This window comes from Actinosynnema sp. CS-041913 (assembly GCF_050942485.1).
Classification (GTDB): Bacteria; Actinomycetota; Actinomycetes; order Mycobacteriales; family Pseudonocardiaceae; genus Actinosynnema.
Genome location: NZ_CP192037.1, coordinates 4,735,305 through 4,761,688, shown reverse-complemented (window position 1 = coordinate 4,761,688; position 26,384 = coordinate 4,735,305). Strand labels below are relative to the sequence as shown.

Below are 26,384 nucleotides of genomic sequence, written 5' to 3'. Positions count from 1 at the left end.
CCGGGGCGGCACGGGCACGGCCCGGCCCGCGTCGGAGGCCACGCCCGTCAAGCCACCGTGTGTCGATGGCCGGTCACTCCGGGTAGGCGGCGCTACGGTCGTCGTATGGCTTTCACGGAGTTGGACTCCTGGCTGAGCGCGCGGGCCGCCGCCGATCAGTTCTCCGGGGTGGTGCTGGTCCGCAGCGGGGACCGGACGTTGTTCTCCGGCGCGTACGGCTGGGCGAGCAGGCGTTGGCCGGTGCCGAACACGCTCGACACCCGGTTCGACACGGCCTCGATCACCAAGCTGTTCACGGCCGTGGCGGCACTGCGGCTGGTGGACGAGGGGCGGCTGGACCTCGACGCGTCGATCGGCGGGTTCGTCGACCTGGCGGACACGGCGATCTCGCCCGACGTGACCGTGCGGCACCTGCTCACCCACACGTCGGGCATCGGCGACGACGCCGACGAGGAGGCCGGGGAGAACTACGAGGACCTGTGGGTGGACAAGCCGGTCTACTCGGTCGTGCGGACGCGGGACCACCTGCCGAACTTCGTGCACAAGCCGCCGAACTTCGCGCCCGGACAGGGCTGCCGGTACTGCAACGTCGGCTACATCCTGGTCGGGCTGGTGATCGAGTCGATCACCGGTGTCCCTTACCGCGACCACATCAAGGAGGCCGTGTTCGCCCGCGCCCGGATGTCCACATCGGACTTCTTCGACCGTCGGGATGCCGTGCGGGACGTCGCCGAGGGGTGGGATCCGGTGGAGGACGATGCCGGGCGGATCACCGGGTGGCGGCAGAACATCTTCAGCTATCCGCCGATCGGCTCGCCCGATGGGGGAGCGCACGTGACCGCCTCCGACCTAGTCCGCTTCCTGCGGGCGTTGCGGGGTGGGGAGTTGCTGTCCGCGGAACGCACCGCGCAGTTCCTCACGCCCCAGGTGTTGCACCACCGGGAGGATGGCGATGAGGTGTGGTACGGGTTCGGGCTGGAGTTCACGCTCGGCCCGGACGGAGCGGTGCGGAACTACTACAAGGACGGCGGGAACGCCGGGGTCAGCGGGGTCGCCCGACACTATCCCGCCGAGGATCTCGACGTGGTGGTGTTGTCCAACGCCCAGCGTGGTGGGTTGGCGGTGATCCGTGAGGTCGATCGTCGGATCCGGATTTCGTAGGACCGGACGCAGTCGGCAGCGGGAGTGGTGATGGCGGTTCGGATCGCCTTGTTGGGCGAGGTGGCGGCGCGGGTGCACGGGCAGCGCGTCTCGTTGGGGCCGGCCAAGCAGCGGTGCGTGTTGGCGGCGTTGGCGGTCGACCTCAACCGGACGGTGTCGGTCGAGCGGCTTGCCTCGCGGGTGTGGGGTGTCGATCCTCCGTTGCGGGTGCGGGCGACGTTGTCCAGTTACGTGTCGCGGTTGCGGCAGGTCGGTGAGGGGGTTCGCCTCGTCCTGCGGGCCGGTGGGTACGTGTTGGTCGCCGATGAGGACGCGGTCGACCTGCACCTGTTCCGGCGGTTGTGCGTGCAGGCCCGTGCCGCCGGGGGTGACGAGCGGGCGGCGGCGTTGCTCACCGAGGCGTTGGGGTTGTGGCGTGGTGAGCCGTTGGGTGGGTTGGACGGTGAGTGGGCCGCCGGCGAACGTGACCGGTTGCGGCAGGAGCGACTGGTTGCCGAGTGCGACCTGACCGACGTGTTGTTGCGGCTGGGGCAGGAGGAAGGGCTGGTCGCCGCGTTGTCGGCGCGGGTAGCCGAGCACCCGTTGGACGAACGGGTGGCCGCTCAGCACATGGTGGCGCTCTATCGGGCCGGGCGGGCGGCCGACGCGTTGGAGCACTACCGCCGGCTGCGCGCCAAGCTGGTCGCCGAGTTGGGCACCGATCCCGGTGCGGGGCTGCGGGACCTGCACAGCCGCATCCTCAACGGTGATCCGGCGTTGGCCGCACCCGCCAAGGCGCGGCTCGGGGTGGTGCCCAGGCAGTTGCCCGCCGCGCCCGCGCCGTTCGTCGGGCGGCACGACGAACTGGACCGGTTGGACGCCGCGCTGGAGCGCTCGGGTGGCACGGTGGTCATCTCCGCCATCGCGGGTGCGGGTGGGATCGGGAAGACGTGGCTCGCGTTGCACTGGGCGCACCGCCACGCCGGGCGGTTCCCGGACGGTCAGCTCTTCGTGGACTTGCGCGGGTTCAGCCCGGACGGCACGCCGATCACGTCCGCTTCGGCGTTGCGCGGGTTCCTCGACGCGCTCGGCGCCGACGCCGGCAAGCTGCCCGTCGACACGCACGCGCAGGCCGCGATGTTCCGCAGCCTGGTGGCGGGCAAGCGGATGCTGATCGTGCTGGACAACGCCGCCGACACCGCGCAGGTCGCCGACCTGCTGCCCGGCACGTCCGCCTGCACGGTGCTGGTGACCAGTCGCAACCGGCTGACCGGCCTGATCACCGGCCACTCGGCGCACCACCTGCCGCTGGACATGCTGACCGACGACGAGGCCCGCGCCCTGCTGGCCGACCGCCTCGGGGCGGCCCGGGTCGACGCCGAGCCGACCGCCGTCGCGGAGCTGATCACGCTCTGCGGCGGGTTCCCGCTGGCGCTGAGCATCGTCGCCGGGCAGGCGTCGGGCGGGCTGCCGCTCGCGGCGCTGGCCGCGGACCTGCGCGAGTTCGGGCTGGGCGCGCTGGACGACGGCGAACCGGAGTCGAGCCTGCCCGCCGTGTTCTCGTGGTCGCACCGCGCGCTCACCGACGACCAGGCCCGGCTGTTCGCCCTGATGGGCACCGCACCGGGTCCGGACATCAGCCTGCCCGCCGCCGCGAGCCTCGCCGGCCTGCCACCGGCCCGGACCCGCACGCTGCTGCGCGAGCTGGAGCAGGCGTCGCTGGTGACGCAGGAGGCGTCCGGCCGCTACCGGATGCACGACCTGATCCGCCAGTTCGCCGCCGAACGCGCCGCCTCTCCGGATGGGGACGGCGCGCTGGAGGCCGAGCGCGCCGCCGGGCTGGACGTGGACGCCGGGCTGGGTGCCGAACGCGCCGCGTCGTTGGATGCGGACGGCGCGCTCCGCCGGCTGGTCGACTTCTTCCTGCGCACCGCCCACGCCGGGAACCTGCTGCTGCACCCGTATGTGACGCCAATCGAGCTGGACCCGCCGGAACCAGGCAGCCGGCCGCACCCGCTCGCCGACGACGCGGCGGCGCTGGCGTGGTTCGACGCCGAGCACGCGTGCCTGCTCGCGACCGTGGAAGCGGCCCTCGCCCACGGCCTGCACCGCGCGGTGTGGCAGTTGGCGTGGGCGATGAACACCTACCACTTCCGGCAGGGGAACCGGCACGACCAGTTGGCGCTCTGGCGGCACGGCCTGGCGTCGGCCGAGCGGCTGGCGGACCCGGCCGCGCGGATCCTGGCGCACCGCATGCTCGGCCGGGCGTGCGCGGACGTGGACCAGGCGGACGAGGCGATGCGCCACCTCTACCAGGCGCTGGCCCTGGCGGAGGAGACGTCGGCCCGCGCCGACCAGGCCCACACGCACCACGCGCTGACGTGGTCGTGGGTGCAGTCGGGCGATGACGAACGCGCGCTGGAGCACGCGACCCGCGCCCTGGAGATCCACCGCACGCTGGGCAACCCGGCGTGGGAGGCGGACGCGCTCAACGCCGTCGGCTGGTGCGCGGCCAGGCTGGGCCGCCACGACTTCGCCCGCGAGCACTGCCGGGCGGCGTTGGAGCTGCAGCGCCGCCACGAGGACCGCGACGGCGAGGCGGACACGTTGGACAGCCTCGGCTTCATCGACCACCAGACCGGCAACCACGAGGACGCGGTCCGCCACTACGAGGCCGCCGTCGCCCTCTACCGCGAGCTGGACAACACCTACCAGGCGGTCAACACGCTGGACCGACTCGCCGAGTCGCTGCTGGCGGTGGGACGTCCCGACCAGGCGCGCACGGCGTGGCGGGAAGCCGAGTCCCTGTACCGCGAGCAGCAGCGGGCCGAGGAAGCCGACCAGGTGCGGCAGCGGCTGGAGGAGCTGACCGGCGACGACGGTGCCGAGGTCCCACCGCGGCTTTGAGACTGTCGTGAGACTCCGGAGGGCGGTCGCGGTCATACCGTCGGCGGTGTCAAACGTCAACAGACGCGGTGACCGCAGGAAAGAGGGGTTTGAATGTTCCGGAGGATCCGCAACGGGGTGATCGCGGGCGCGGCGGCCATGGGCGCGCTGCTGTTCGCGGCGGCGCCCGCGTCGGCCGCCCCGGTGGCCGAGTCGGGCAGCAAGGTCGTCGTCGTGTCGGACACGCAGGGCGGCGGCACCGTCGGGGCGCTGGCGGCCGGGTGCCGGTACGCCGGGTGGTTCCAGTTCTCCGACGGGCGAGTGGTGCACATCTACGTCTGCGACTAGGCGGAGGTGGTCACGCCGGGAGACCCCTCGCTCTCCCGGCGTGACGAGCACTACCCCGATGGAGTGAGTCTTGGCGGGATTCCGTCACCCGATCGGCTTCCACCGGCTACAAGTCGGTCAGGAATCCGGGACTCGGGCTAGGGATCACGCCATGGGAAGAACGGGGACGGTGTCCTCCGCGACCGTGCCGCCCGACGCCGGGCAGCGGACCGTGCGGTCCGACGCCGGGAGGCCGTGATGCTGCCCGATGCCGGGCAGGCAGTCACGCCGCCTGACGCCGGGCAGGCAGTCACGCCGCCTGACGCCGGGCAGGCAGTCACGCCGCCTGACGCCGGGCGGAGGACCGTGCGGCCCGATGCCGGGCAGGCCGTGATGCTGCCCAACGCCGGGCAGGCGGCCGTGCGGGACGAGGTGGCGGCGCTGCTCGCCGCCGCGGAGCACGCGCTGGTGATCGACCTCGTCGGCCCGCTCGGGGCCGGCAAGACCACCGTCCTCACCGCGCTCGCCGACGGGGAGCCGGTCATCGAGCCGGGGCGGGGTGACTTCCGGGCCGCCCTCAGCCGCGTGCTCGACACCGCGCGGCCGGTCCTCTTCGTCGACGGAGTCGACCTGCCCGGTCGTTGGGGGATCCTTCGGGGCGAACTCGACCGGGCAGGATCGGCGGCGCACGTCGTCGTGACGAGCCGCCGTCCGGTGTGCGGCGAGGCGTCCGTGGTTGCCGTGCCGCGGTGGACGGACGCGGAGATCCGCGAACTGGCCGTGGCGCTCGGCGTCACCGCCGGTGTCGACCTGGTGGAACGGCTGGCGGGCGGGCTGCCGCTGGTGGCGCGGTGCCTGAGCCGCGCGCTGCTCGCGCCCACCCCGCCGGACGTGCCGGGCGCGGTCGCGGACCGGGCGCTGCGCGAGGTCCTGCACCGCCTCGACGCCGAGCGGCCGGACCTCGACCTCGTGGAGGCGCTCGCCGTCGTGGGCCGGGGCGACGAGGAACTGCTGGCCGAACTGGTGGAGACGCCGCCCGGACCGGACTGGTTCGCCGCGCTCACCGACCTCAGCCTGATCACCACGACCGAGTGCGGCCCGGCCGTGATCGAGCCGTTCCGGACCCTGCTCGACCTCCGGCGGCGCTGGCGACGGCCCGTCGCCCACCGCACGGCGATCACCAAGGCTGCGGCCCGGAACCTGAAGCTGCTCTCGTCCACCACCGACGAACGCCGCCGCCTCGCCCTCACCGAGCACTCGCTGTACCTGACGGACGACCCGGTCATCCAGCGCATGCTGTTCCCGCCCGCGCCGCAGACCCCCGTCGTGCGACAGGCCCGGCCGGCCGACCACGACGCCATCGGCGCACTGGTCCACCAGTGGGCCAGGCGCGGCGGCCACAACACCGCCAAGTGCGACCGACTGCTCGACGGCTGGCTGGCGCACACCGCGGACGGCTTCCACGTGGTGTGCGGGCCGGACGACCGACCGTTGGGGATGACCTACACCCCTTTGATCACGGACCACGCGGTCGGGGTCATCGAGCCGATCACCCAGCAGCACACCCGGTCGCTGGTGGACGGGCGGTCCGGCGGGTCGTTCATCGGCATGGCGGTCTGCGACGACCCCGGCGCGCACGCGGCGCTGTTGCGGCACATCCTGGCCCAGGGCATCGGCCAGGGCCGGATGGTGGTGGCCACGCCGTCGCCGGACTACCAGCAACTGGTCCGGCGGCTCGGGTTCGGCCACCTCGGCGACGCGCGGCACGACCCGTACGACTGCGGCCGGCGGTCGGAGATCCACCAGCTCGGTTTCCCGACGAAGGACAGCGTGGCGTCGTGGCTGGACCGGATCGCGGCCACCGGGCTGGGCGGTTCCGGGCAGCCGGAGCTGCGCTGGTGGGTGGTGGAGGTGCGGCGGGCCCTGGAGAACCTGCACGACAGCGCTCGGCTGGCGCGCAGTCCGCTGCTGGCTTCGGCCGCGACGTCGACGGTGGAGGCGCTGCACACCGTGTTGACCGAGGCGGTGGCCGACCTCGTGGCCGCGGAGGACACCCCCACCGCGCAGGCGGGGCAGATCCTGCGGGCCTACTACCTGCGTCGTCGGGCCGACCACCTCGGGGTGGCGAACCGACTGCACCTGAGCCGGGCCACGTACTTCCGACGACTCGACCACGGCCTGACCGTGTTGGCCCGACGGCTGTCGGCGGGGTTCCGGGAGACGGGTGTGGCCGCGCGCTGAACGGCAGTCGGGCCGAGGGGCGCAAGGGGCGATTCCGGTTCGAACGGGTGATCAATGCGCCCCCGTCACGGCCGGTGCGGGGAGATGACGAGAATCTCCGGTGTGAGGTTCAGCGTGCTCGGCCCGGTGGAGGTGCGGTCGGCGGACGGCGAGGTCGTCCACGTCGGCGGGCCCAGGCCGCGTGCGGTGCTGGTGATGCTGCTGCTGACCCCCGGCCGGGTGGTCGGTCTCGACCGGTTGATCGCCGGCCAGTACGGCGACGACCCGCCCGCCGAGGCCGCCAATGCCGTCCAGTCCCAGGTCTCGCGGTTGCGGCGGGCCTTGGGCGGGCTGGTCGAGTTCTCCGGCGGCGGGTACCGGATCGCGGTGGAGCCCGACGACGTGGACTCCCACGTGTTCGAGCGGCTGGCGCTGGACGGTCGGCGGTTGCTCGCGGCCGGACGGGTGGCGGACGCGGCGGCGGTGTTGCGGGAGGCGCTGGGGCTGTGGCGCGGGCCGGCGTTGGCCGACCTGCCGCACGGTGACGCCCGGGTCGCCCGGCTGGAGGAGGTGCGGCTGGCGGCTACCGAAGACCTGGTCGAGGCCGAGATCGCCTCGTCCGACGGCAGTCCGGTGGCCCGGTTGCGGTCGCTGGTGGAACGGCACCCGCTGCGCGAGCGGTTCCGGGAGCAGTTGGTGCGTGCCCTCCACGCCGACGGGCGCACCGCCGAGGCGCTGGCCGAGTTCGAGGACGCCCGGCGGTTCCTCGCGGACGAGTTGGGGGCCGACCCGACGCCCGGTCTCGCCGCCGCCCACCTCGCGGTGTTGCGCGCCGAGGAGCCGGCGCCGGTGGTGCGGCGCGTCCCGCCCGCCCAGTTCACGAGCTTCGTCGGGCGGGACGACGAGGTGGCGCGGCTGGCCGCCGAGCGGGCCCGCCTGATCACCGTGTCCGGGCCCGGCGGCACCGGCAAGACGCGGCTGGCGGTCGAGTTCGCGGGCCGGGACGCCTGCTTCGTGGACCTGTCCGCGGTGGACGCGGCCGATGCGGTGCCGTTGGCGGTGCTCGCGGCGTTGGGCCTGCGTGCGTCGGGGTTCCGGCCCGGTCCCACCGATCCGGTGGAACGGCTGGTCGCCGCGCTGGACCACGACCTGCTGCTGGTGCTGGACAACTGCGAGCACGTCGTGGCCGCCGTCGCCGCGTTGGTCCGCACGCTGCTCGCCCGGTGCCCCCGTCTGCGCGTCCTCGCGACGAGCCGTGAGCCGCTCGGCCTCACCGGTGAGACGCTGCTGCCGCTGGAACCTCTCGCGGCGGCGACGCCGGATTCGCCCGCGGTGCGGCTGTTCGCCGACCGCGCGGCGGCGGTGCGGCCCGGGTTCAGGGTCGACCACGACACGGCGGACGCGGTGGTGGCGGTCTGCTCCGCGCTCGACGGGTTGCCGCTGGCCATCGAGCTGGCCGCCGCCCGGCTGCGGCAGTTCACCGTCGCCGAGATCGCCGGACGCCTGGTCGGGCACGGCCGGTTCCGGCTGCTGTCGCGGGGCGACCGCACGGCGGCCGAGCGGCACCGCACGCTGCACGCGGTCGTCGCCTGGAGCTGGGACCTGCTCGACGAACGGGAGCGGGTGCTGGCGCGGCGGTTCTCCGTGTTCGCCGGAGGGGCGTCGCTGGCGGCCGTGGAAGAGGTCTGCGGCGACGAGGGCGAAGTGCTCGCCGACCTCGTGGACCGGTCGCTGGTGACGCTGGTCGACGGCCGCTACCGGATGTTCCACACGATCCGGTTGTTCTGCGCGCAACGGCTGGCGGAGGCCGGCGAGGAGGAGGAGCTGCGGCGCAGGCACGCGGCCCACTACCTGGCGCTCGCCCAGCGCGCCGACCCGCGTCTCCGCGGCGCCGATCAGTTGACGTGGCTGGCCCGGCTGTCCGCCGAGCACGACAACCTGATGGCGGCGCTGCGGTGGGCGGACCGCGAGACCGCCATGCGGCTGGTGGCGGCGCTCGCGGCGTACTGGTGGCTGAGCGGGCGCCGGGGCGACGTCGGGGAGGTCGCCGCGGCGCTGCTGGCGGGCGACCTGCCGCCGGGGCTGGAGGAGGAGTACGTGAGCTGCGTCGTGCACGCCTCGCCGCGGCCGGCCGCCGAGCACTGGGACCGCGCGCGGCGGCTCGTGGAGTCGCGGGAGATGCGCTACCCGTTCGGGCTCGCGCTGTGGGGCATGGTGGCGGGACCGCCCGACGACCCGGCGGCCGACGCCGGGAAGCTGCTGGGCGACGACCCGTGGAACGCCGCGCTCAGCCGGTTCAGCGCCGCGCTGCTCGCGGTGCTGGGCGGCAGGGTGGCCGACGGCGAGCGGGGGATGCGGGAGGCGTTGGACGGGTTCCGGGCACTCGGCGAGCGGTGGGGCACCGCGCAGGCGTTGGACTGGCTGGCGCAGATCGCGGGGTGGCGCGGCGAGTGGTCATCGGCGCACAAGCGGTGGGCCGCGGCGCTTGAGCTGTACGAGCAGCTCGGCGCCACCGAGGAGTGCGCCGAGCTGCGTTGCCACCGGGGGCGGTGCCTGGTCCGGCAGGGCGACCTGGACGCGGCGCAGGCCGAGTTCACCCGGGCCGCCGCGTTGTTCGCGCGGCCCGCGGCGGAGGCCGTGCTGGGACTCGGCGAGGTCGCCCGGCTGCGTGGCGATCTGAAGGCGGCCGGCGACCTGCTCGGTCAGGCCTACGCGGAGGAAGGCGGCGCGGAGTGGATGACGGCGCGGGCGCTGACCGCGTTGGGGCGGCTGGCCGAGCTGTCCGGGGACCACGTCGAGGCGGTGCGGCGGCACGACGAGGCGCTGGCGGTGGTGCGGACCCCGGTGCTGGCGGCGGAGCTGGCCGGGGTGGTGGAGGGCCGGGCCGGTGCGGCGCTGTCCGACGGCTCGGGTGAGCGGGCGGCGTTGCTGCTCGGGGTGGCGGTCGCGTTGCGCGGCACGGCCAAGGCGGGCGATCCGGACGTGGCGCGGGTGGCCGCCGGCGCGCGGGAGCTGACCGGGGCGGAGGTCTTCGCCGAGGCCTACGCGCGCGGTGCGGCGATGAGCCGGGACGAGGCGGTGGCGGTGGCCGGGGTGTGACCCCGTGCCCGCCGGGGTGTCGTCGTGGTGGCAGGGTGTGTGACGCGGTGCCCGCCGGGGCTGTCGTCGCGGTGGCCGGGGTGTGACCTCGCGGCGGCGGTGGCGGCGTCGCTGGACCCGGGACTGTCGGTCCCCTGTGCGATGCTCCGGTCGTGGTCATCGTTTTCGAGGCTGAGCTGTGGATCTGGGATGCGCGGCGGACGGATAGCTGGACGTTCGTGAGCCTGCCCGTGGAGGCGTCCGAGGAGATCCGCGAGTTGGCCGGCGGGTCGCGCCGCGGGTTCGGCTCGCTGCGGGTGCGGGTCGAGGTGGGCGGCAGCACGTGGACGACGTCGATCTTCCCGGACAGCGCGCGCGGCAGCTACGTGCTCCCGGTCAAACGCGCCGTCCGCAAGGCCGAAGGACTCGACGCGGGCGACACCGCGACCGTGACCGTGGAACTCCTCGATTTGTGACGGCCGACGGCACGATGAGCGCGGTAGCGGGCTGACAGCCGCCCAGCGCCACCGACAGCCACCCGGCGCCACCGACAGCCACCCGGCGCCACCGACAGCCACCCGGCGGCACCGACTGCCGCCCAGCGCCACTGACAGCCACCCGGCGGCACTGCCGGCGGATTGCCGGCGGACTGCCCACGCGCCGTCCGATGCTCCCGGCATGAAGAACACCACGGTCCTCATCTCCGGCGCGGGCATCGCCGGTCCCGCCCTCGCGCACTGGCTGCACCGCCTCGGCTGCACGGTCACCGTCGTGGAGAAGGCGTCCGCGCTCCGCCCCGGCGGGCAGGCCGTCGACTTCAAGGGTCCGGTCCACCGCGGGGTCCTCGACCGCATGGGCCTGCTGGACGACGTGCGCGCCCGCCGGACCGGCGGCGTCGACCAGATCATCGTGGACGGGCACGGCCGCCGGCTGGCGGTGCTGCCCGGCGAGTTCACCGGCGGCGACCTGGAGATCCGGCGGGGCGATCTTGCCATGCTGCTGCACGAGCGGACGGCGCACGCGTGCGGGTACGTGTTCGGCGACTCCGTCACCTCGCTGACCGACACCGCCGGCGGGGTGCACGTCACCTTCGAACGCGCCGCGCCGCGCACGTTCGACCTCGTGGTGGGCGCGGACGGCATCCACTCGGCGGTGCGGCGGCTGGCGTTCGGGCCGGAAGAGGACCACGTGCGGTTCCTCGGCCACTACTACGCGATCGCCGAGCTGGGCGAGCTGGGGGAGGACCCGGTGATGTACAACGAGCCCGGCCGGATGGCGGCGGTCGGCGGGCCGAAGGCCCCGGCGTTCTTCGTCTTCGCGTCCGACGAACTGGCCTACGACCGGGACGACACGGCCCGGCAAGGGGAGATCCTGCGGTCGGCCTTCCGGGGCGGCGGATGGCGGCTGCCCGAGCTGATGGACGCGGTGACCGGTGCGGCGTCGATCCACCTCGACTCGATCAGCCGGGTCGAGATGGACGGCTACGCCAAGGGCCGGGTCGTGCTGCTCGGCGACGCCGGGTACGGCAACACCCTCGGCGGCTTCGGCACGGGTCTGGCGGTGGTCGGCGCTTACGTGCTGGCCGGCGAGTTGCAGGCGGCGGACGGCGACCACCGGACGGCGTTCCGGCGGTACGAGGAGCGGATGCGCGGCTACGCGGCGATCGCCCGCAAGGCCAACGCCGGGCCGTTCCTCGCGCCGCGCAGCCGGACCCGGATCAGGATGCGGAACGCGATGTTCAACTCCCGGCTGCTGTTCCGGCTGCTGCTGAAGGTGACCGACTGGTTCGCCACGGACATCGACCTGCCCGACTACCCGCTGCCCGGCCTGGACAGCCCAGCCGCCCGGTCGGGGGGTTTCGAGAGGTAGCCGGGCGATTCCCGGGCCTGGCAGGGAGAGTCAAGATTCCGCCCTCCTCCGGACCTACCGTCCTTCGTACCCGGTGGAGGGGAGGAGGACGATGCTGGACACACTCCACACGCTGGAAGTGGTGCGCCGCCGAGGGATCGTGTCCCGGTGGGGTGTCGGCGCGGTGCTGGTCGCGGTCGTGGGCTGGCTCGGCCACACGGTGGTGGTCAGCCCCAATCTCGAATGGACGGTGGTCGGCCGGTACTTCTTCGCCACGCCGGTCGTGGAGGGCGTCGGCGTCACCCTGGTGCTGACGTTCGCCACCCTCGGCATCGGGCTGGTGCTCGGCGCGGCGCTGGCGATGATGATGCAGTCCCGCAACCCGGTGCTGTCCGCCGCCGCGTCGGGCTACGTCTGGTTCTTCCGCGGTGTGCCGCTGGTCGTGCAGATCGTGTTCTGGTTCAACCTGTCCCTGCTGTTCCCCACGCTGGGCTTCGCGCCGACCAACCAGGTCGTCACGCCGTTCCTCGCCGCGCTGCTCGGCCTCGGGCTGCACGAGGCGGCCTACCTCGCCGAGATCATCCGCGGCGGGTTCCTCGCCGTGCCGCGGGGCCAGGTGGACGCCGCGCTGACCATCGGCATGACGCGGGCGGCGGCGACCCGGATGATCGTGCTGCCGCAGTCGATCCGGGTGATCCTGCCCGCGCTGGGCAACCAGTTCATCCTGATCCTCAAGGGCACCTCGCTGGTGTCGGTGATCGGCGGCGGCGACCTGATGACCCGGGCGCAGCAGATCTACGGGCAGAACTACCAGGTGATCGCGCTGCTGCTGGTGGCGACCGGCTGGTACCTGGTCCTGGTCACGGTGGCGGGCGTCGGGCAGCGGTTCCTCGAACGCTGGGCGGTGGCGTGATGGCCGGCGGGCTCCGCGTCCGGGGCATCCGGAAGTCGTTCGGGGACCACGAGGTCCTGCGCGGGGTCGACCTCGACGTGGCGCCGGGCGAGGTGGTCTGCGTCATCGGGCCGTCGGGCAGCGGCAAGAGCACCCTGCTGCGGTGCGTGAACCACCTCGAACCGGTGGACGCCGGGTTCGTCCTCGTCGACGACAGCCTGGTCGGCTACGAGCACCGCGACGGCAAGCTGTACGAGAGCAGCGAGCGGGACGTCGCGCGGACCCGGCGGCGGATGGGCATGGTGTTCCAGCAGTTCAACCTGTTCAGCCACCTCACGGCGGTGCGGAACGTGACGCTCGGTCCGATCCGGGTGCTGGGGCGCGATCCGCGCGAGGCCGAGGCGGAGGCCCGCGAGCTGCTCGCCAGGGTCGGGTTGGCCGCGCACGCCGACAAGCCGCCCGCCAAGCTGTCCGGCGGGCAGCAGCAGCGGGTGGCGATCGCGCGGGCGATGGCGATGAAGCCGGCCGTGATGCTCTTCGACGAGCCGACCAGCGCCCTGGACCCGGAGCTGGTGGGCGAGGTGCTCACCGTGATGCGCGACCTGGCCGCGCAGGGCATGACCATGGTCGTGGTCACGCACGAGATCGGGTTCGCGCACGACGTCGCCGACACCGTGGTGTTCATGGACGACGGAGTGGTCGTCGAGTCCGGGCCCGCCGAGCAGGTGCTGCGGACGCCGAAATCCGAACGGACCGCGGCGTTCCTCGCCCACGTCCGCCGTCACCCCCGGAAGGAACACGATCATGCGTAGACCACTGGTCGCCGCCGTCGCCGCGCTGGGCCTGCTCACCGCGTGCGGCGATCCCGGCGCGCCGCCGCCACCGCAGTCGGGCGCCCCGCTGCCCGCCAAGGACCAGGCGCTGCACGACATGCTGCCGCAACGGCTCAAGGACGCGGGTGTGCTCAAGGTCGGCACGACGCTGCCGAACCTGCCGTACCTGCTCACCGACGAGGACAACAACATCACCGGCGGCATCACCCCCGAGGTGGGGCGGGCGGTCGCGGCCAAGCTCGGCCTGCGGTACGAGATCGAGAACATCGCCTGGGAGGCCCTGCTGCCCGGCGTGGCGGCGGGGCGGTTCGACATGGCCGACGACGGCCTGTCCGACACCGAGGAACGCCAGCGCGTCGGCCTGTTCGTGGACTACATGCAGTCCGCCAGCGTGCTGGTGACCGCGAAGGCCAACGAGGGCAGGTACAAGTCGGTCGAGGACGCGTGCGGCAAGCGGATCGCCACCATTCGCGGCACCACCGACGTCCAGCACGCGGACGAGATCTCGCAGGACTGCGTGCGGAAGGGCAAGCCCGCCGCCGCGGCCACCCAGTACCCGACCGCGCAGGACGCCGACCTCGCGCTGCGGTCCGGGCAGGCCGACTTCCAGGTCGCGGTGACCGAGCAGGCCAAGTACGCGATCAGGGAGCAGAACGCGCCGATCGTGATCGTCTCCGCCGACTTCGCGCCCACCTACGTGGGCATGTACCTGCGCAAGGACGACAAGCCGCTGGCGGACGCCCTGCTGGCCGCGCTGAAAGCGCTCAAGGCGGACGGGACGCTGGACCGTATCATCGGCCACTATGGACTCCAGGCCCTCCCGGAGCCGGGGCTGAACCTGGCCACGGGCGGGAGCTGACGGAAGGCGCGGCGCATGGGGCGTTCCGACCAGCCGCTGCCGCTGCACGAGATCGAGGTCCCGGTGCCGTCCGGCTTGTCGCCGTTCGCCATCGGGACCTTCGACGAGATCGGGTCGTTCACCCGCGCCCGGTTCCCGCACCGGCACGACTTCTACGAGATCCTGTACCTGACCGGCGGCGAGGGCGTCCACGTGGTGGACTTCGAGCCCTACCCGATCGTGCCCGGCACGCTGTTCTTCCTCGCGCCCGGCCAGGTGCACTTCTGGCGGGAGACCGAGCAGGTGCGCGGCCGGGTCCTGGTGTTCGCCGAGGAGTTCCTGCTCGACCAGCCTGGCGGCCCGCCGCCGTTCACCGGTGGCAGCCCCGAGTTACGGCTGACCGGTGACCACAGAGGACTGGTCGAGGGCATCTTCGACGACATGGCGCGGGAGTACCGGGCGCGCGCGTCCGGCTACGCCACGATGCTCCAGGCGTACCTGCACATCCTGTTGGTGCGGACGCAGCGGCTGCGCCAAGTGCGCCCGGAGGCCCCGATGTCGTCCATCGCGTGGCAGTTCATCCGGTTGGTGGACAAGCACGTGCTCGCCGAACGGTCCGTGACGGCCTACGCCGAACGGGTCGGGGTGACGGCGGGCCACCTGACGGACCTGGTGCGCGCGGCGACGGGGCGGACGCCGGGAGCGGTGATCCGCGCCGCCCTGGCGCTGGAGGCGAAGCGGCTGCTGGCCCGCACGGAGCTGAGCGCCGCCCAGATCGCGCACCGGCTGTCGTTCGAGGACCCGTCGTACTTCGGCCGGTTCTTCAAGCGCGAGACGGGGATGAGCCCCGGGGACTTTCGTCGGGAGGTCCGCGAAAAGTACCAGATCGCCCGAGAGCGTTGACTGTCCGCCGGTGCTCGCCGGTTCGTACCTTCGAGAGGACGTCCACGCCGAAGGAGATCCTTACATGGCAAAGAAATTCGAGCAGTACATCGTCCGCAAGATGGTCCGCGAGGAGCTGCCGAACGAGGGTGTCCTGGCGTACGGGGAAGTGGAGGGCGGCACCAGCGGCGCGCACGCGCTGATGAGCGGCTGGCAGGTGCCGGGCAGCAAGGTGCACATCGCGTATAGCTGGATCCACGAGGTGCCGACCCCCAACCCGTACGTGCTGGAGCACACCCACGAGTACGACGAGGTGCTCATCTGGATGGGCTCGAACCCCGAGGACATCGACGACCTCGGGGCGGTGGCCGAGCTGACCATCGAGGACGAGGTCTACGAGATCTCGACCAGCGCCTCGGTGTACATCCCGGCGGGCGTCCGGCACTGCCCGCTCGGGTACCAGCGGGTGGACCGGCCGTTCCAGTTCATCGCGCTGTCGTTGCACCCCGAATACAAGTCGTGACCGATCCGGTCCTGCTGCACCGCATCCAGGCCTTCATCGATGCCCGGCTCGCCGACCCGGAACTGACCCCGGAGCGGGTCGCGGCGGCCCACCACGTGTCGACCCGCCAGCTCTACCGGCTGTTCGAGAGCGAGGGCACGACGGTGGCCCGGTGGATCCGGAACCGCCGGCTGGAGCGGTGCAGGCGCGATCTGATCGCCGACGGCGTCGGGGTCGGCGTGGTGGGCGCGCGGTGGGGCATGCCGGACTCGTCGTACTTCAGCCGCGTGTTCCGGCAGACCTACGGCTGCGCTCCCCGGGAGTACCGGCGCGCGGGGCGGGTGGGCTGAGCCCCACCCGCCCCGCGCGGGGCGAGGTCCGCGCGGGTGGAACGGTGTGGGCCGCTTGGGGTAGGTGGAACGGCGTGGGTGGCGCGCGGTCTGGGTGGGAACAGCGTGGGTGGCGGCCGGCGTGGGTCGCGGCCGGGGCGGGTGGCGCGCGGGGTCGGTGGGAAACGGCGTGGGTGGCGCGCGGCGCGGGGTGGGAACGGCGCGGGTGGCGGTCGGCGCGGGTGGAGCAGCGTGGAGGTGGGGAGAGCGTGGGTGGGGCAGCGCGGGATTGCGGGATCGTCGGGCTTTCGATGTCGCGTCCCTAGTCGACCGGGCCGGCCAGCACCTCCGCCATGAAGCCCACCAGCCACGCCTGGGCGGCACCGCGGGCGTGTGCGTGGCGCGCGTAGATGGAGACCTGCGCCGGCTCGATGTCCAGTGGCAGTTCCAGCAGGCGGACGCGGTGGTCGGCGGCGAAGGTCTTGGCGACCATGCGGGGCACCATGGCGACGAGTTCGCCGTTCTGGACCAGGTACGGCAGGGACGTGAACCGGGTGGTCTCCAGCACGACCCGGTGCAGCAGCCCGTTGGCCTCCAGCGCCCGCCGCGGTCCGTCGTGCCCGGTGGGGCCGAACACCGCGATGTGCCGTTCGACGGCGAGGTCCGCCAGCCCGACGCGTCCGCGCAGCCGGGGGTGGTCCGCGGCGACCATGCCGACGTAGCCCTCGGCGAACAGCGCTATCCGCGCCACGCGCGGTGTGCTGAGCACGGGTGAGGCGATGAACGCGTCGATCTCGCCGCGCCCGAGCTGGTCGGCCGCGTTGACCACGTCCAGCGGCCGGACGGTCAGCGTGACGCCCGGCGCGTGTGTGGGCAGGGCGGCCATCAGCCGTGGCAGCAGCGACACCTCGCCGAGGTCGGACAGGCACAGCGTGAACGTCGCCCGCGCGGTCGCCGGGTCGAACGACCACGCCCCGCTCACGGCCGCCTCGATGCCCGCCAACGCGCTGTGCAGCGGCTCGTACAGCGCCTGCGCGGTCGCCGTGGGCACGAGGCCGCCCTTCGCCCGCCGGAACAGCTCGTCGCTGAACCGCCGCCGCAGTTTCTGCAGGCTGTAGCTGACCGTGGGCTGGGCCAGGTGCATCGCCTCGGCGGTCGCGGTGACGCTGCGGGTCTCGTAGAGCAGCACGAACGTGCGCACCAGGTTCAGGTCGAAATCCCGCATTATCGATCCCATCGATATAACTTCGTCCGAACATTTATTGGAACACACTCGGGTCGACTTCCTAGGGTCTGGGCCACGCCGCTCTGTCAGGAGGAAGCCCGCTCATGCCGACCGTCCGCCGGATCGCCCACCAGTTCCTCGAACGCCGTGGTCTGACCACGATCTTCGGCAACCCCGGCTCCAACGAGCTGCCGTTCCTCGCCGAGCTGCCCGCCTCGTTCCGCTACGTGCTGGGCCTGCACGAGGGCGTCGTGGTCGGGATGGCCGACGGCTACGCGCAGGCGACCGGCCGTCCGGTGCTGGTCAACCTGCACGCCGCCGCCGGCTCGGGCAACGCTATGGGCGCGCTGACGAACGCGGTGTACTCGCGTTCGCCGCTGGTGCTGACGGCCGGCCAGCAGGTGCGGTCCGCGATCGGGCTGGAGGCGATGCTGGCCAACGTCGACGCCGCCCAGCTCATGCGCCCGCTGGTGGGCTGGTCCGGTGAGCCGAGCTGCGCGGCGGACGTGCCCCGGTCGCTGGCGCAGGCCGTGTTCGAGGCCGAGCTGCACCGCCGGCCCACCTACCTGTCCGTGCCCTACGACGACTGGGCCCAGGAGATCGACGCGAACGTCGAAGTGGTGCTCGACCGCGAGGTGCGGCGGGGGTTCGCGCCGGTGGAGGAGCAGCTCACGGAGCTGGTCGAGCGGGTCTCGACCGCCCGCAACCCGGTGCTGGTGCTGGGCGGCGACGTCGACGCGGCGGGGCTGTTCGACCGCGCGGTGGCGCTCGCCGAGCACCTCGCGCTGCCCACGTGGGTCGCGCCGTCGCCGCACCGGCTGCCGTTCCCGAACCGGCACAAGCTGTTCCGCGGCGTGCTGCCGGCCGGGATCGCGCCGATCTCTTCCGCGCTCGCCGGGCACGACCTGATCCTGGTGCTGGGCGCCCCGGTGTTCCGCTACCACCAGCACGTGCCGGGCGCGTACCTGCCGGAGGGCAGCCGGCTGGTGCAGGTCACCGACGACCTCGGCGCGGCGACCCGGGCGCCGATGGGCGAGGCCTTCGTCGCCGATCCCGGCATCGTCATGGAGGCGCTGATCGAGCGGATCGCGTCGCGGGACGGCGAGACCGGCTTCGTGCCCACCCCCGAACCGGCGACGGCGCCGCAGGCGCTGCACCCGGAGCAGGTGTTCGCCGCGCTGCGGGACACGCAGGCCGCCGACACCACGTACGTGGTCGAGTCCACGTCCACCAACTCCGCCTGGTGGCGGCAGATGGACCTGCGGCACGGCGGGTCCTACTTCTTCCCGGCCTCCGGCGGCCTCGGCTTCGGCCTGCCCGCCGCGGTCGGGATGGCCATGGGGCGGCCGGACCGCCCGGTGGTCGCCGTGGTCGGCGACGGCTCGGCGAACTACGGCATCACCGCCCTGTGGACCGCCGCCCAGCACCGGGTGCCGGTCACCTTCGTCATCCTGCGCAACGGCACCTACGGCGCGTTGCGCTGGTTCGGCGGCCTGCTCGGCACGCCGGACGTGCCGGGCACGGAGATCCCCGGCCTGGACTTCACCCGCATCGCCGAGGGCTACGGCGTCCCCGCGACCGCCGTCACCGAGGTGGACGACCTGCGCGCGCAGCTCAAGACCACCGCCGACGGCCCCCGGCTGATCCAGGTCGACACCCACCTGACCACCCCGGAGTGACCGCGCTCGACCCCTGAAGGAGCACGGCAATGGCGACGTCTCCCACCCGCTCCACCTGGACGGCGGTGTTCTGCTGGCTGACCGTCCTGCTGGAGGGCTACGACCTGGTCGCGTTCGGCGCGACCATCCCGACCCTGCTGAAGACCGGCCACGTCGGCTTCACCCCGGCCGGCGCGACCCTGGTGGCCACCGTGTCGCTGATCGGCGTGGCGGTCGGGGCGGCGGGCCTGAGCCCGCTGACCGACCGCTTCGGCCGCCGGCGGCTGCTCATCGGCTCGGTCCTGCTGTTCTCCGTCTTCACGCTGGTGATCCCCCTGTCCCCGAGCGTGGAGGTGTTCGCCCTGCTCCGCTTCATCGCGGGCCTGGGCTTGGGCGCGTGCATGCCGGTCGCGCTGACCGTCATGTCGGAGAACCTGCCGGCCCGGCGCCGGGCCAGCGCGAGCACGTTCACCATGACCGGCTATCACGTCGGCGCGGTCCTGATGTCCGTGCTCGCGTTGGCCGTCAAGGAGGACTGGCAGGTGCTGTTCTACGGCGGCGGCATCGCCGGTCTGGCGGTCGTGCCGCTGATGTGGTGGCGGCTGCCCGAGTCCTCGGCGTTCCTGGAGGCCCGCGACACGGCGGACCGCGTGACCGCGCGCGACCTGCTCGGCCCCCGGTTCCGCCGGATCAGCGTCGCGGTCTGGGTGGGCTCGTTCATGGGGCTGCTGCTCGTCTACGGCCTGAACACCTGGCTGCCGCAGCTCATGCGCACGGCGGGCTACCCGATCTCGACGGCGATCACCCTGCTGCTGGTGCTCAACGTGGGCGCGGTGATCGGCCTGCTGGCGGCCGGCCTGATCGCCGACCGGTACGGGATCAAGCCCATCGCGACCCTCTGGTTCGGCGCGGCGGCCGTGCTGCTGGCGGCGTTGAGCCTGCGGGTGAGCAGCAGCTTCCTGCTCAACCTGATGGTGCTGCTGACCGGTGTGTTCGTGTTCTCCGCGCAGGTCCTGATCTACGGGTACGTGGCGCAGGCGTTCCCGGCCCAAGCCCGCGGCACGGCGCTCGGGTTCACCTCGGCGGTGGGGCGGCTGGGGTCGATCCTCGGCCCGTTCGTCACCGGCGCCCTGGTCACCGCGGGGGTGGCGTACCCCTGGGGCTTCTACTTCTTCGCGGCGGTGGCGGCCTTCGGTCTCGGTGCGGTGCTGCTGCTCGCCCGCACCCCGGAACCTGACGCGGCCAAGGCGCACACGCCGTTGTGATCTCCGGGGCGCGGCTCCTCCGCTGAAGTCCATCCCGGATTCATCCGCCGGCCGGTGTCCGATCAGGACGCCGGCCGGCGGCGCGTCGACAGCTCCGCGAAACGGCGGTCAGCGGCGCGGAAATTCGTGGCTGTCAAAGAATATTTGTGCGTCATCCGAGTGAGGTTTCGCCAACGGCGTGTCCGGCGGCCCGACCGCGAGCAGCATCGAAGGTCCGATCTTCGTGGTGAGGGAGACGCCATGACGGACCCGTTGTCGGACATCGAGCGCGTGATCGACCGCTGGGAGCGGGACGCCGAGTCGAAGGCGGCCCGGTACCGGGAGATGACCGGCGAGGTCGAGCGGATCTCGATCACCGGGTCGGCGGCGAACGGCGCGGTCAGCGTCACCGTCGGCGCGAACGGCATCCCCAGCGCGGTGGCCATGACCGACGGCGTCCGCAAGCTCGGCCCCGACCAGATCGCGGCGGCCGTCATGGAGGCGATGGCCCAGGCGCAGTCGCGCTACCCGGAGCGGCTCGCGGCGATCATGGCGGAGACCGTCGGCGACGACTCGACCACGCGGCACCTGATGGCGACGGCGCGGGCCAGCTTCCCGCAGCCGGAGGGGGAGGAGCCACCGCCGCCGCGACGGCGGAGGCCACCGGGCGACGACGGCGACTTCAGCGAGGACTCGTACCTGTCGGGTGATCGCTGATGACCGACGGCTACGGGGTGCTGGTCGGCGAGCTGGAAGCGCACGCCGGGAAGGTCGACGCGCTCGCCGGCCGGCTCCAGGCCGCGGTGGACGCGGCACGGCAGGTCACCATGTCCGACGAGGCGTACGGCGTGCTCTGCCGACCGTTCGCGATGCTCCTCCAGCCGTTCGAGCAGAGTGGTGTCGACGCCCTCGCGAAAGGCGTGGAGACGATCACGGGCGTGGCGGCGGGAGTGCGCGCGACGGCCGGTGACTACCGCGCCCGGGAGCAGGCGGAAGCCGCCGCGTTCGACGGGATCGAAGTCGGATGACCGGGGATCTGGTCGCCCGGCCGGAGGACACCACGAACGCCACCACCGGGATCGGCATCCTGGAGGCCGCGGACGGTCTGGCGCAGGGCGTCTCCAGCGGCGACTGGGTCGCGACGGGGCTCGGCGCGGCCGGCGTCGGCCTGGAAGTGCTGAGCATGGTCGTGGACCCGGTCGGCACGCTCGCGTCCTACGGCGTGGGGTGGCTGATCGAGCACGTGCAGCCGTTGAAGGAGGCGCTGGACTGGCTCGCGGGCGACCCGCCGGTGATCCGGTCGTTCAGCGAGACGTGGGCCAACGTGGCGCGCGAGGTGTCCGCGATCGCGCAGGACTACGCGAACGAGGCGCGCAACGGCACGGCCGGCTGGACGGGCGGCGCGGCGGACGCCTACCGGGCGCACTCGGCGCAGGTGGCCGACGCGGTGGCGGGCGCGGGCTCGCTGGCGGACGGCATCTCCGCCGGTGTGATGATCATGGGCGAGGTGGTGGCGGCGGTCCGGGAGATCGTCCGCGAGATCGTGGCGGAGCTGATCGGCCGGCTGATCGCGTGGGCGCTGGAGGCGGTCGCGACGCTCGGCCTCGCCATCCCGGTCGTCATCGGCCAGGCGATCACCGCGATCTCCAAGGTGGTCAAGAAGATCGGCGACCTGATCCGCAACCTGGTCAAGACCATCGGCAACGTCACCCCGCGCATCCGCAAGGTCGTCGACAAGCTGGACGAGATCATCCAGGCGCTCGGCAAACTCGGCCGCAAGGCGGACGGCCCCGCGGTGAAGGGGCCCGACGGCCCGACGCCGCGCGGGCCGGACCCCGCGCCCTCCGGTCCCTCCGGCGGCACCACCAGCCCGTCCGGCACGACAAGTCCGTCCGGCACCACCAGTCCCTCCGGCACCACCACGCCGTCCGGCACGACGAGCCCGTCCGGCACCACCACCCCGGACGCCCCGGCCACACCCAAGCCGGACGGACCGTCCACACCGGACGGATCGACGCCCAACGGCAACAGCCCGACCACCAAGGGCCCGGACACCGCCAAGAACGGCAACAAGCCCGACCAGGACGGCGGCAGCGGCCAGCGCTCCGAAGGCAACGGCGGCTGCGACGGCAAGGGCGGCGACCCGGTGGACGCCGTGTCCGGCCAGATGATCGTCAACGGCGCCGACGTCGACCTGCCCGCCCTGCTGCCCCTGGTCCTCCAGCGCGCCTACGCCTCCGGCTACCGGGGAGGCAAGCTGCACGGCCCCGGCTGGTCGTCCACGCTGGACCAGCGCCTGGAGGTCGACGACCACGCCGTCCGCTACTTCGGCGACGACGCCCAGATCCTGCGCTACGAACGTCCGGAACGACCCGGCCTGCGCGGGATGCCGAACGACGGCGCACGCTGGGCGTTGACCTGGGACGGCGACACCTACCGCGTCGAAGACCCGAAAACCGGCTGGGTGCGCCACTTCGGCCCGAACCCGGCCGACCCGCGGGTCCGCCCGATCACCGCGCTGACCGACCGCAACGGCAACCGCATCGCCTACGAGCACGACGCGAACGGGCTGCCCACGGAGGTCGTCCACACCGGCGGCTACCGGATTCTGGTCGACATTGCGGAAGGCGACGCCGGCCCGCGGATCGCGGCCCTCCGATTAGCCGCCGACAACACGAAACTGGCCGAGTACCACTACGACCCGCGCGGCCGGCTCACCGGGATCGTCGACACGACCTTCCTGCCGTACCGGTACGAGTACGACGAGGCCGACCGGATCACGGCGTGGGTCGACCGCGAGGGCTACCGCTACACCTACACCTACCGCGCGGACGGCCGGGTGGTCCGGGGCGAGGGCGCGCAGGGCTTCCTGTCCTCGGACTTCGACTACGACCTGGAGAACCGGAAGACCACCGTCACCGACAGCCTCGGCCAGGTCACGGTCTTCCACTACGACGAGCACAACCACCTCACGAAGGTGGTGGACCCGCTCGGCAACGCGGAGTCCACCGAGTACGACCGCTTCCACCGCCTGCTGTCCCGCACGGACGCGTTGGGCCACACCACCCGCTACACGCTGGGCTGGGACGGCGATCCGGTGCGCGTCGACCGCCCGGACGGCACCGCCGTGACCGCCGAGTACAACGAACTGCGCAAACCGGTGGAGGTCGTCGGACCGGACGGCGCGCGTTGGCGGTACACCTACGACGAGCGCGGCAACAAGCTGACCGAGACCGACCCGGCGGGCGCGGTCACCACCTTCACCTACGGCGAGCGCGGCGAGCCCCGCACCATCACCGACGCGCTGGGCAACACCACGACCCTCGTCACCGACGCGGCCGGCCTGCCGGTGTCGGTGACCGACCCGTCCGGCGCGACCGAGACCTACCTGCTGGACGCGCGCGGACGGCTGGTGCGGTCCACCGACGCGCTCGGCGCGGTCACCACCGTGGACTGGGGCAACGCCGACAGCCCGTCCCGCTACACGTACCCGGACGGCACGAGCCAGACGTGGACGACGAACGGCAACGGCGACGTGATCGCCGAGACCGACCGGGCGGGCTTCACCACCCGGTACGAGGTCGGCCCGTTCCACGTGGTGGTGGCCCGCGTCGACCCGGACGGCAGCCGGCACGTGTTCACCCACGACACCGAGCTGCGCCTGGTGGAGGTCGTCAACCCGCAGCGGCTGACCTGGCGCTACACCTACGACCTCGCCGGGAACCTATTGGGGGAGCAGGACTTCAACGGCCGTGCGGTGTCCTACGAGCACGACGCGGCGAAGCGGGTCGTGCGGCTGACCAACGGCGAGTCGATCTCCATCACCCGCGACCCGCTCGGCCGTCCGCTGACCCAGCGCACCGACGGCGGCGAGGTGACCACGTTCACCTACGACGCGGCGGGCCGGGTGCGCACCGCGAGCTGCCCGGACGGCGAGCTGGCGTTCACCAGGGACCGGTTGGGCCGGCTGCTCACCGAGACCGTGAACGGCCGCACGCTCACCTGCACCTGGGACCTGCTCGGCCGCCGCACGTCCCGCACCACACCCACCGGCCACACGTCGGTCTGGCAGTACGACCGGGTGGGCCTGCCCGTCGCGCTGACCACCGGCGACCGGCGGATCACGTTCGGCCACGACGCGGCGCGCCGCGAGGTGTTCCTGGCGCTGAGCGCGGGCGTCGCGGTGACCAGCACCTGGGACGGCTCGGGCCGGCTCGCGTCCCGTCAGCTCGTGGGCCCGGAAGGCGCGTCCCGGCCCCGCTACGGGCGCAGGTGGACCTACCGGCCGGACGGCGTGCCGGACTCGGCGCACGACAGCTTCGACGGCGGTCGCCGCTACGACCTGGACGCTCTGGGCCGGGTCACCGCCGTGCGGGCGGCGACGTGGCAGGAGGGCTACGCCTACGACGCGTCGGGCAACCTGACGTTCGCCTCCGACAGCCGCGCCGACTCCCCGGAGGCCGGGCCGCGCGAGGTGACGGGCACGCTGGTGCGCCGCGCGGGCCGCGTCCACTACGACCACGACGCGCAGGGCCGCCTGGTGCGCACCGTGCACCGGACGCTGTCCGGCAAGCAGCGGGTGTGGAGCTACGAGTACGACGCGCGCAACCGGCTGACCGAGGCCGTCAACCCGGCGGGGGAGCGGTGGCGCTACCACTACGACCCGCTGGGCAGGCGGATCGCCAAGCGGCGGCTGGGCGCGGACGGCGTGGCGGTCGAGGAGTTCCGGTTCCACTGGGACGGCCAGGTGCTGGCCGAGCAGGAGCGCCTGGAGCACGGCCTGGTCTCCACCACGACGTGGGACCACCGGCCCGGCACGTGGACGCCGATCAGCCAGGACACCCGCACGGCCGTGGCGGACGCGACGCGGCACGAGATCGACCGCCGGTTCCACGCCGTCGTCACCGACCTGGTCGGCGCACCGACCGAGCTGGTCACGGTGGACGGCCGCGTCGAGTGGCGGCAGCGGACCAGCCTGTGGGGCGAGGACCGGGGCGCCCAGGGGGTGGTCGACTGCGCGCTGCGCTTCCCCGGCCAGTACCACGACCGGGAAACCGGCCTGTACTACAACTACCACCGCTATTACGACCCGGCGAACGGCCGCTACACCACGCCCGACCCGCTGGGCCTGGACCCGGCCCCGAACCACCACGGCTACGTCGGCAACCCGTTGGTGCTGCTCGACCCGCTGGGCCTGGTCACCCGCGACCGCTACCTGCACATGGACCGCCAGGGCTGGTCGAACTACACGTTGAGCGACACCAACGGAACCGTCTACTACTCCGGCCAGTTCGGCCCGAACACCACGCAGGCCGACGTCGAACGCCGGCACGCGGCCAACCACAACCGCTACGACCCGGCCAACGGCGACACCATCACCGTGCAGCCCGGCACGCGGACCTACGGCGAGTCGCGATTGCTGGAGCAGCGACTGGCGGAGCAATACGATACGGTCATCGGCCGGGACGGGAACAACTACCGGGGCAATCGGCAGAACCCGTTGGCCGACAACAAGGTCGAAGAGTACGAGGAATACGAGACACGCAAGAACAACGGGTTGGGATGTCCTCCGTGACCGACGCTCCACTCGACGCCGACGTCCTCGACACGCTCGCCGCGGGGTTCGCGGACGTCGCCGCCGACTTCGCGGACGAGGTCGGCGGCCCGCCCACGCTGGGCGAGTTCCTGGAAGTCCTGGGCTGGGCAGTGCCGACCACGAGTGCGGCCGTGGACGGGACGTTCGGCGAACCGCTGAAGCTCACCGCGACGGTCAAGGGCAACAAGCGCTACCGGTCCGAGTCGTCCCGCGTGCCGGAGCTGAACGACAGCGTCTTCGAGGAAGCGCGCTCGCACAACGCCGCGCTGGCGGAACGGCTCGCCGCAGCGTCCGGCGGGCCGATCACACCGCAGCAGTACGCGTCCGCGCTGCTCCAGGTCCTCCGGGCGGACCGGATCGTGCTCGCCGACGTCGCCGGAGCGGACGTGCGGAAGCTCGTCCCGGAGGTCTCCGCCAAGCGCACCACCAAGCTCACCCCCGGCGACGTGCTGACGATCCCCGTCGAGCCGTCCGGGTACCGCCTGGCGGTGGTGATCACCCGCAACCGCTTCGGCACGGCGATCGGCCTGTTCGAGGGCGTGTCCCCGGACGGGCGGCCCGCCGTGGACCTCCTGCGGGCCCCCGAGCGCTTCCCCGTCTACACCGAGGAGAGCCAGGTGAAGAACGGCGCCTGGCGGGTCGTCGGCCACGACGAGAACCTGCTGGCGCTGTTCCCGGCCGACCCGGAGGTCTACCACAAGCCCGGCGCGTGGCCCGGCCTCGACACCGGCGTGCACGGCGCGGCGGAGCCGGCCGACGGACCGTTGCGGATGATCGACGAGGAAGAGGCCCGCGCGGTCGGCCTCCAGTCCGGCTACCGGCAGACGTACCCGGCGGCGTTCCTGCAGAAGGTGCTGAGCGGCGGCAGGTGACCCGACAGGCGCGC

At 72.9% G+C, this 26,384-nt stretch carries 20 protein-coding genes; 19 read left to right on the top strand and 1 reads right to left on the bottom strand.

All coding sequences use genetic code 11. The features are described from left to right. Positions 1-105 precede the first annotated feature (105 nt). The 13 genes from ACQPZF_RS22080 to ACQPZF_RS22020 all read left to right on the top strand — a co-directional run bounded on the left by ACQPZF_RS22080 (position 106) and on the right by ACQPZF_RS22020 (position 15,796). On the top strand, positions 106-1,161 hold the full coding sequence (locus tag ACQPZF_RS22080; RefSeq protein ID WP_433259901.1) for a serine hydrolase domain-containing protein: 1,056 nt from the start codon (positions 106-108) through the stop codon (positions 1,159-1,161). A 30-nt stretch (positions 1,162-1,191) separates the two neighbouring features. Further along, positions 1,192-4,047: a BTAD domain-containing putative transcriptional regulator gene (locus tag ACQPZF_RS22075; protein WP_433259900.1), complete on the top strand. Its 2,856-nt coding sequence runs from the start codon at positions 1,192-1,194 to the stop codon at positions 4,045-4,047. 93 nt (positions 4,048-4,140) lie between these two features. Then, positions 4,141-4,374, top strand: a complete 234-nt coding sequence (locus ACQPZF_RS22070) for a hypothetical protein (RefSeq protein WP_433259899.1) — start codon at positions 4,141-4,143, stop codon at positions 4,372-4,374. A 237-nt stretch (positions 4,375-4,611) separates the two neighbouring features. Further along, positions 4,612-6,594 (top strand): hypothetical protein, encoded by a 1,983-nt coding sequence (locus tag ACQPZF_RS22065; RefSeq protein ID WP_433259898.1) that lies wholly within the window; start codon positions 4,612-4,614, stop codon positions 6,592-6,594. A gap of 102 nt (positions 6,595-6,696) precedes the next feature. Further along, positions 6,697-9,672 (top strand): BTAD domain-containing putative transcriptional regulator, encoded by a 2,976-nt coding sequence (locus tag ACQPZF_RS22060; protein WP_433259897.1) that lies wholly within the window; start codon positions 6,697-6,699, stop codon positions 9,670-9,672. A gap of 152 nt (positions 9,673-9,824) precedes the next feature. Next, entirely contained in the window at positions 9,825-10,127 is a 303-nt protein-coding gene (locus tag ACQPZF_RS22055) for a DUF1905 domain-containing protein (RefSeq protein WP_433259896.1), read from the top strand. A 202-nt stretch (positions 10,128-10,329) separates the two neighbouring features. Then, positions 10,330-11,520, top strand: coding sequence for an FAD-dependent monooxygenase (locus tag ACQPZF_RS22050; RefSeq protein WP_433259895.1), 1,191 nt, complete (start codon positions 10,330-10,332; stop codon positions 11,518-11,520). A 91-nt stretch (positions 11,521-11,611) separates the two neighbouring features. Beyond that, positions 11,612-12,412, top strand: coding sequence for an amino acid ABC transporter permease (locus tag ACQPZF_RS22045; protein WP_433259894.1), 801 nt, complete (start codon positions 11,612-11,614; stop codon positions 12,410-12,412). Continuing rightward, a complete protein-coding gene (locus ACQPZF_RS22040; RefSeq protein ID WP_433259893.1) occupies positions 12,412-13,203 on the top strand; it encodes an amino acid ABC transporter ATP-binding protein in 792 nt (263 codons plus the stop codon). Before ACQPZF_RS22045 ends, ACQPZF_RS22040 begins: the two co-directional genes overlap by 1 nt. Next, a complete protein-coding gene (locus tag ACQPZF_RS22035) occupies positions 13,196-14,083 on the top strand; it encodes a transporter substrate-binding domain-containing protein (RefSeq protein ID WP_433259892.1) in 888 nt (295 codons plus the stop codon). Before ACQPZF_RS22040 ends, ACQPZF_RS22035 begins: the two co-directional genes overlap by 8 nt. Positions 14,084-14,098: 15 nt before the next feature. After that, positions 14,099-14,965: a helix-turn-helix domain-containing protein gene (locus ACQPZF_RS22030; protein WP_433259891.1), complete on the top strand. Its 867-nt coding sequence runs from the start codon at positions 14,099-14,101 to the stop codon at positions 14,963-14,965. Between the two features lie 64 nt (positions 14,966-15,029). After that, a complete protein-coding gene (locus tag ACQPZF_RS22025; protein WP_433259890.1) occupies positions 15,030-15,467 on the top strand; it encodes a hypothetical protein in 438 nt (145 codons plus the stop codon). Then, positions 15,464-15,796 carry a helix-turn-helix domain-containing protein gene (locus ACQPZF_RS22020; protein ID WP_433259889.1) on the top strand — a complete coding sequence of 111 codons (333 nt, stop codon included), beginning with the start codon at positions 15,464-15,466 and terminating at the stop codon, positions 15,794-15,796. The genes ACQPZF_RS22025 and ACQPZF_RS22020 overlap by 4 nt, the downstream gene beginning before the upstream one ends. Before the next feature lie 301 nt (positions 15,797-16,097). Here ACQPZF_RS22020 and ACQPZF_RS22015 read toward each other — a convergent pair whose 3' ends face one another. Further along, positions 16,098-17,000, bottom strand: a complete 903-nt coding sequence (locus tag ACQPZF_RS22015) for a LysR family transcriptional regulator (protein WP_433259888.1) — start codon at positions 16,998-17,000, stop codon at positions 16,098-16,100. Between the two features lie 104 nt (positions 17,001-17,104). Between ACQPZF_RS22015 and mdlC the strand changes: the two genes are divergently transcribed. The 6 genes from mdlC (at position 17,105) to ACQPZF_RS21985 (ending at position 26,370) form a co-directional block, all read left to right on the top strand. Beyond that, positions 17,105-18,679, top strand: coding sequence for a benzoylformate decarboxylase (gene mdlC, locus ACQPZF_RS22010; RefSeq protein ID WP_433259887.1), 1,575 nt, complete (start codon positions 17,105-17,107; stop codon positions 18,677-18,679). Between the two features lie 29 nt (positions 18,680-18,708). Next, positions 18,709-19,923 (top strand): MFS transporter, encoded by a 1,215-nt coding sequence (locus ACQPZF_RS22005; protein ID WP_433259886.1) that lies wholly within the window; start codon positions 18,709-18,711, stop codon positions 19,921-19,923. 240 nt (positions 19,924-20,163) lie between these two features. Next, positions 20,164-20,619 (top strand): YbaB/EbfC family nucleoid-associated protein, encoded by a 456-nt coding sequence (locus ACQPZF_RS22000; protein WP_433259885.1) that lies wholly within the window; start codon positions 20,164-20,166, stop codon positions 20,617-20,619. Next, positions 20,619-20,930 carry a type VII secretion target gene (locus ACQPZF_RS21995; protein ID WP_433259884.1) on the top strand — a complete coding sequence of 104 codons (312 nt, stop codon included), beginning with the start codon at positions 20,619-20,621 and terminating at the stop codon, positions 20,928-20,930. The genes ACQPZF_RS22000 and ACQPZF_RS21995 overlap by 1 nt, the downstream gene beginning before the upstream one ends. Then, positions 20,927-25,477 carry an RHS repeat-associated core domain-containing protein gene (locus ACQPZF_RS21990; protein ID WP_433259883.1) on the top strand — a complete coding sequence of 1,517 codons (4,551 nt, stop codon included), beginning with the start codon at positions 20,927-20,929 and terminating at the stop codon, positions 25,475-25,477. Before ACQPZF_RS21995 ends, ACQPZF_RS21990 begins: the two co-directional genes overlap by 4 nt. Beyond that, complete coding sequence (locus tag ACQPZF_RS21985) at positions 25,474-26,370, top strand: hypothetical protein (RefSeq protein WP_433259882.1); 897 nt, start codon at positions 25,474-25,476, stop codon at positions 26,368-26,370. The genes ACQPZF_RS21990 and ACQPZF_RS21985 overlap by 4 nt, the downstream gene beginning before the upstream one ends. The last annotated feature ends 14 nt before the right edge of the window (positions 26,371-26,384 follow it).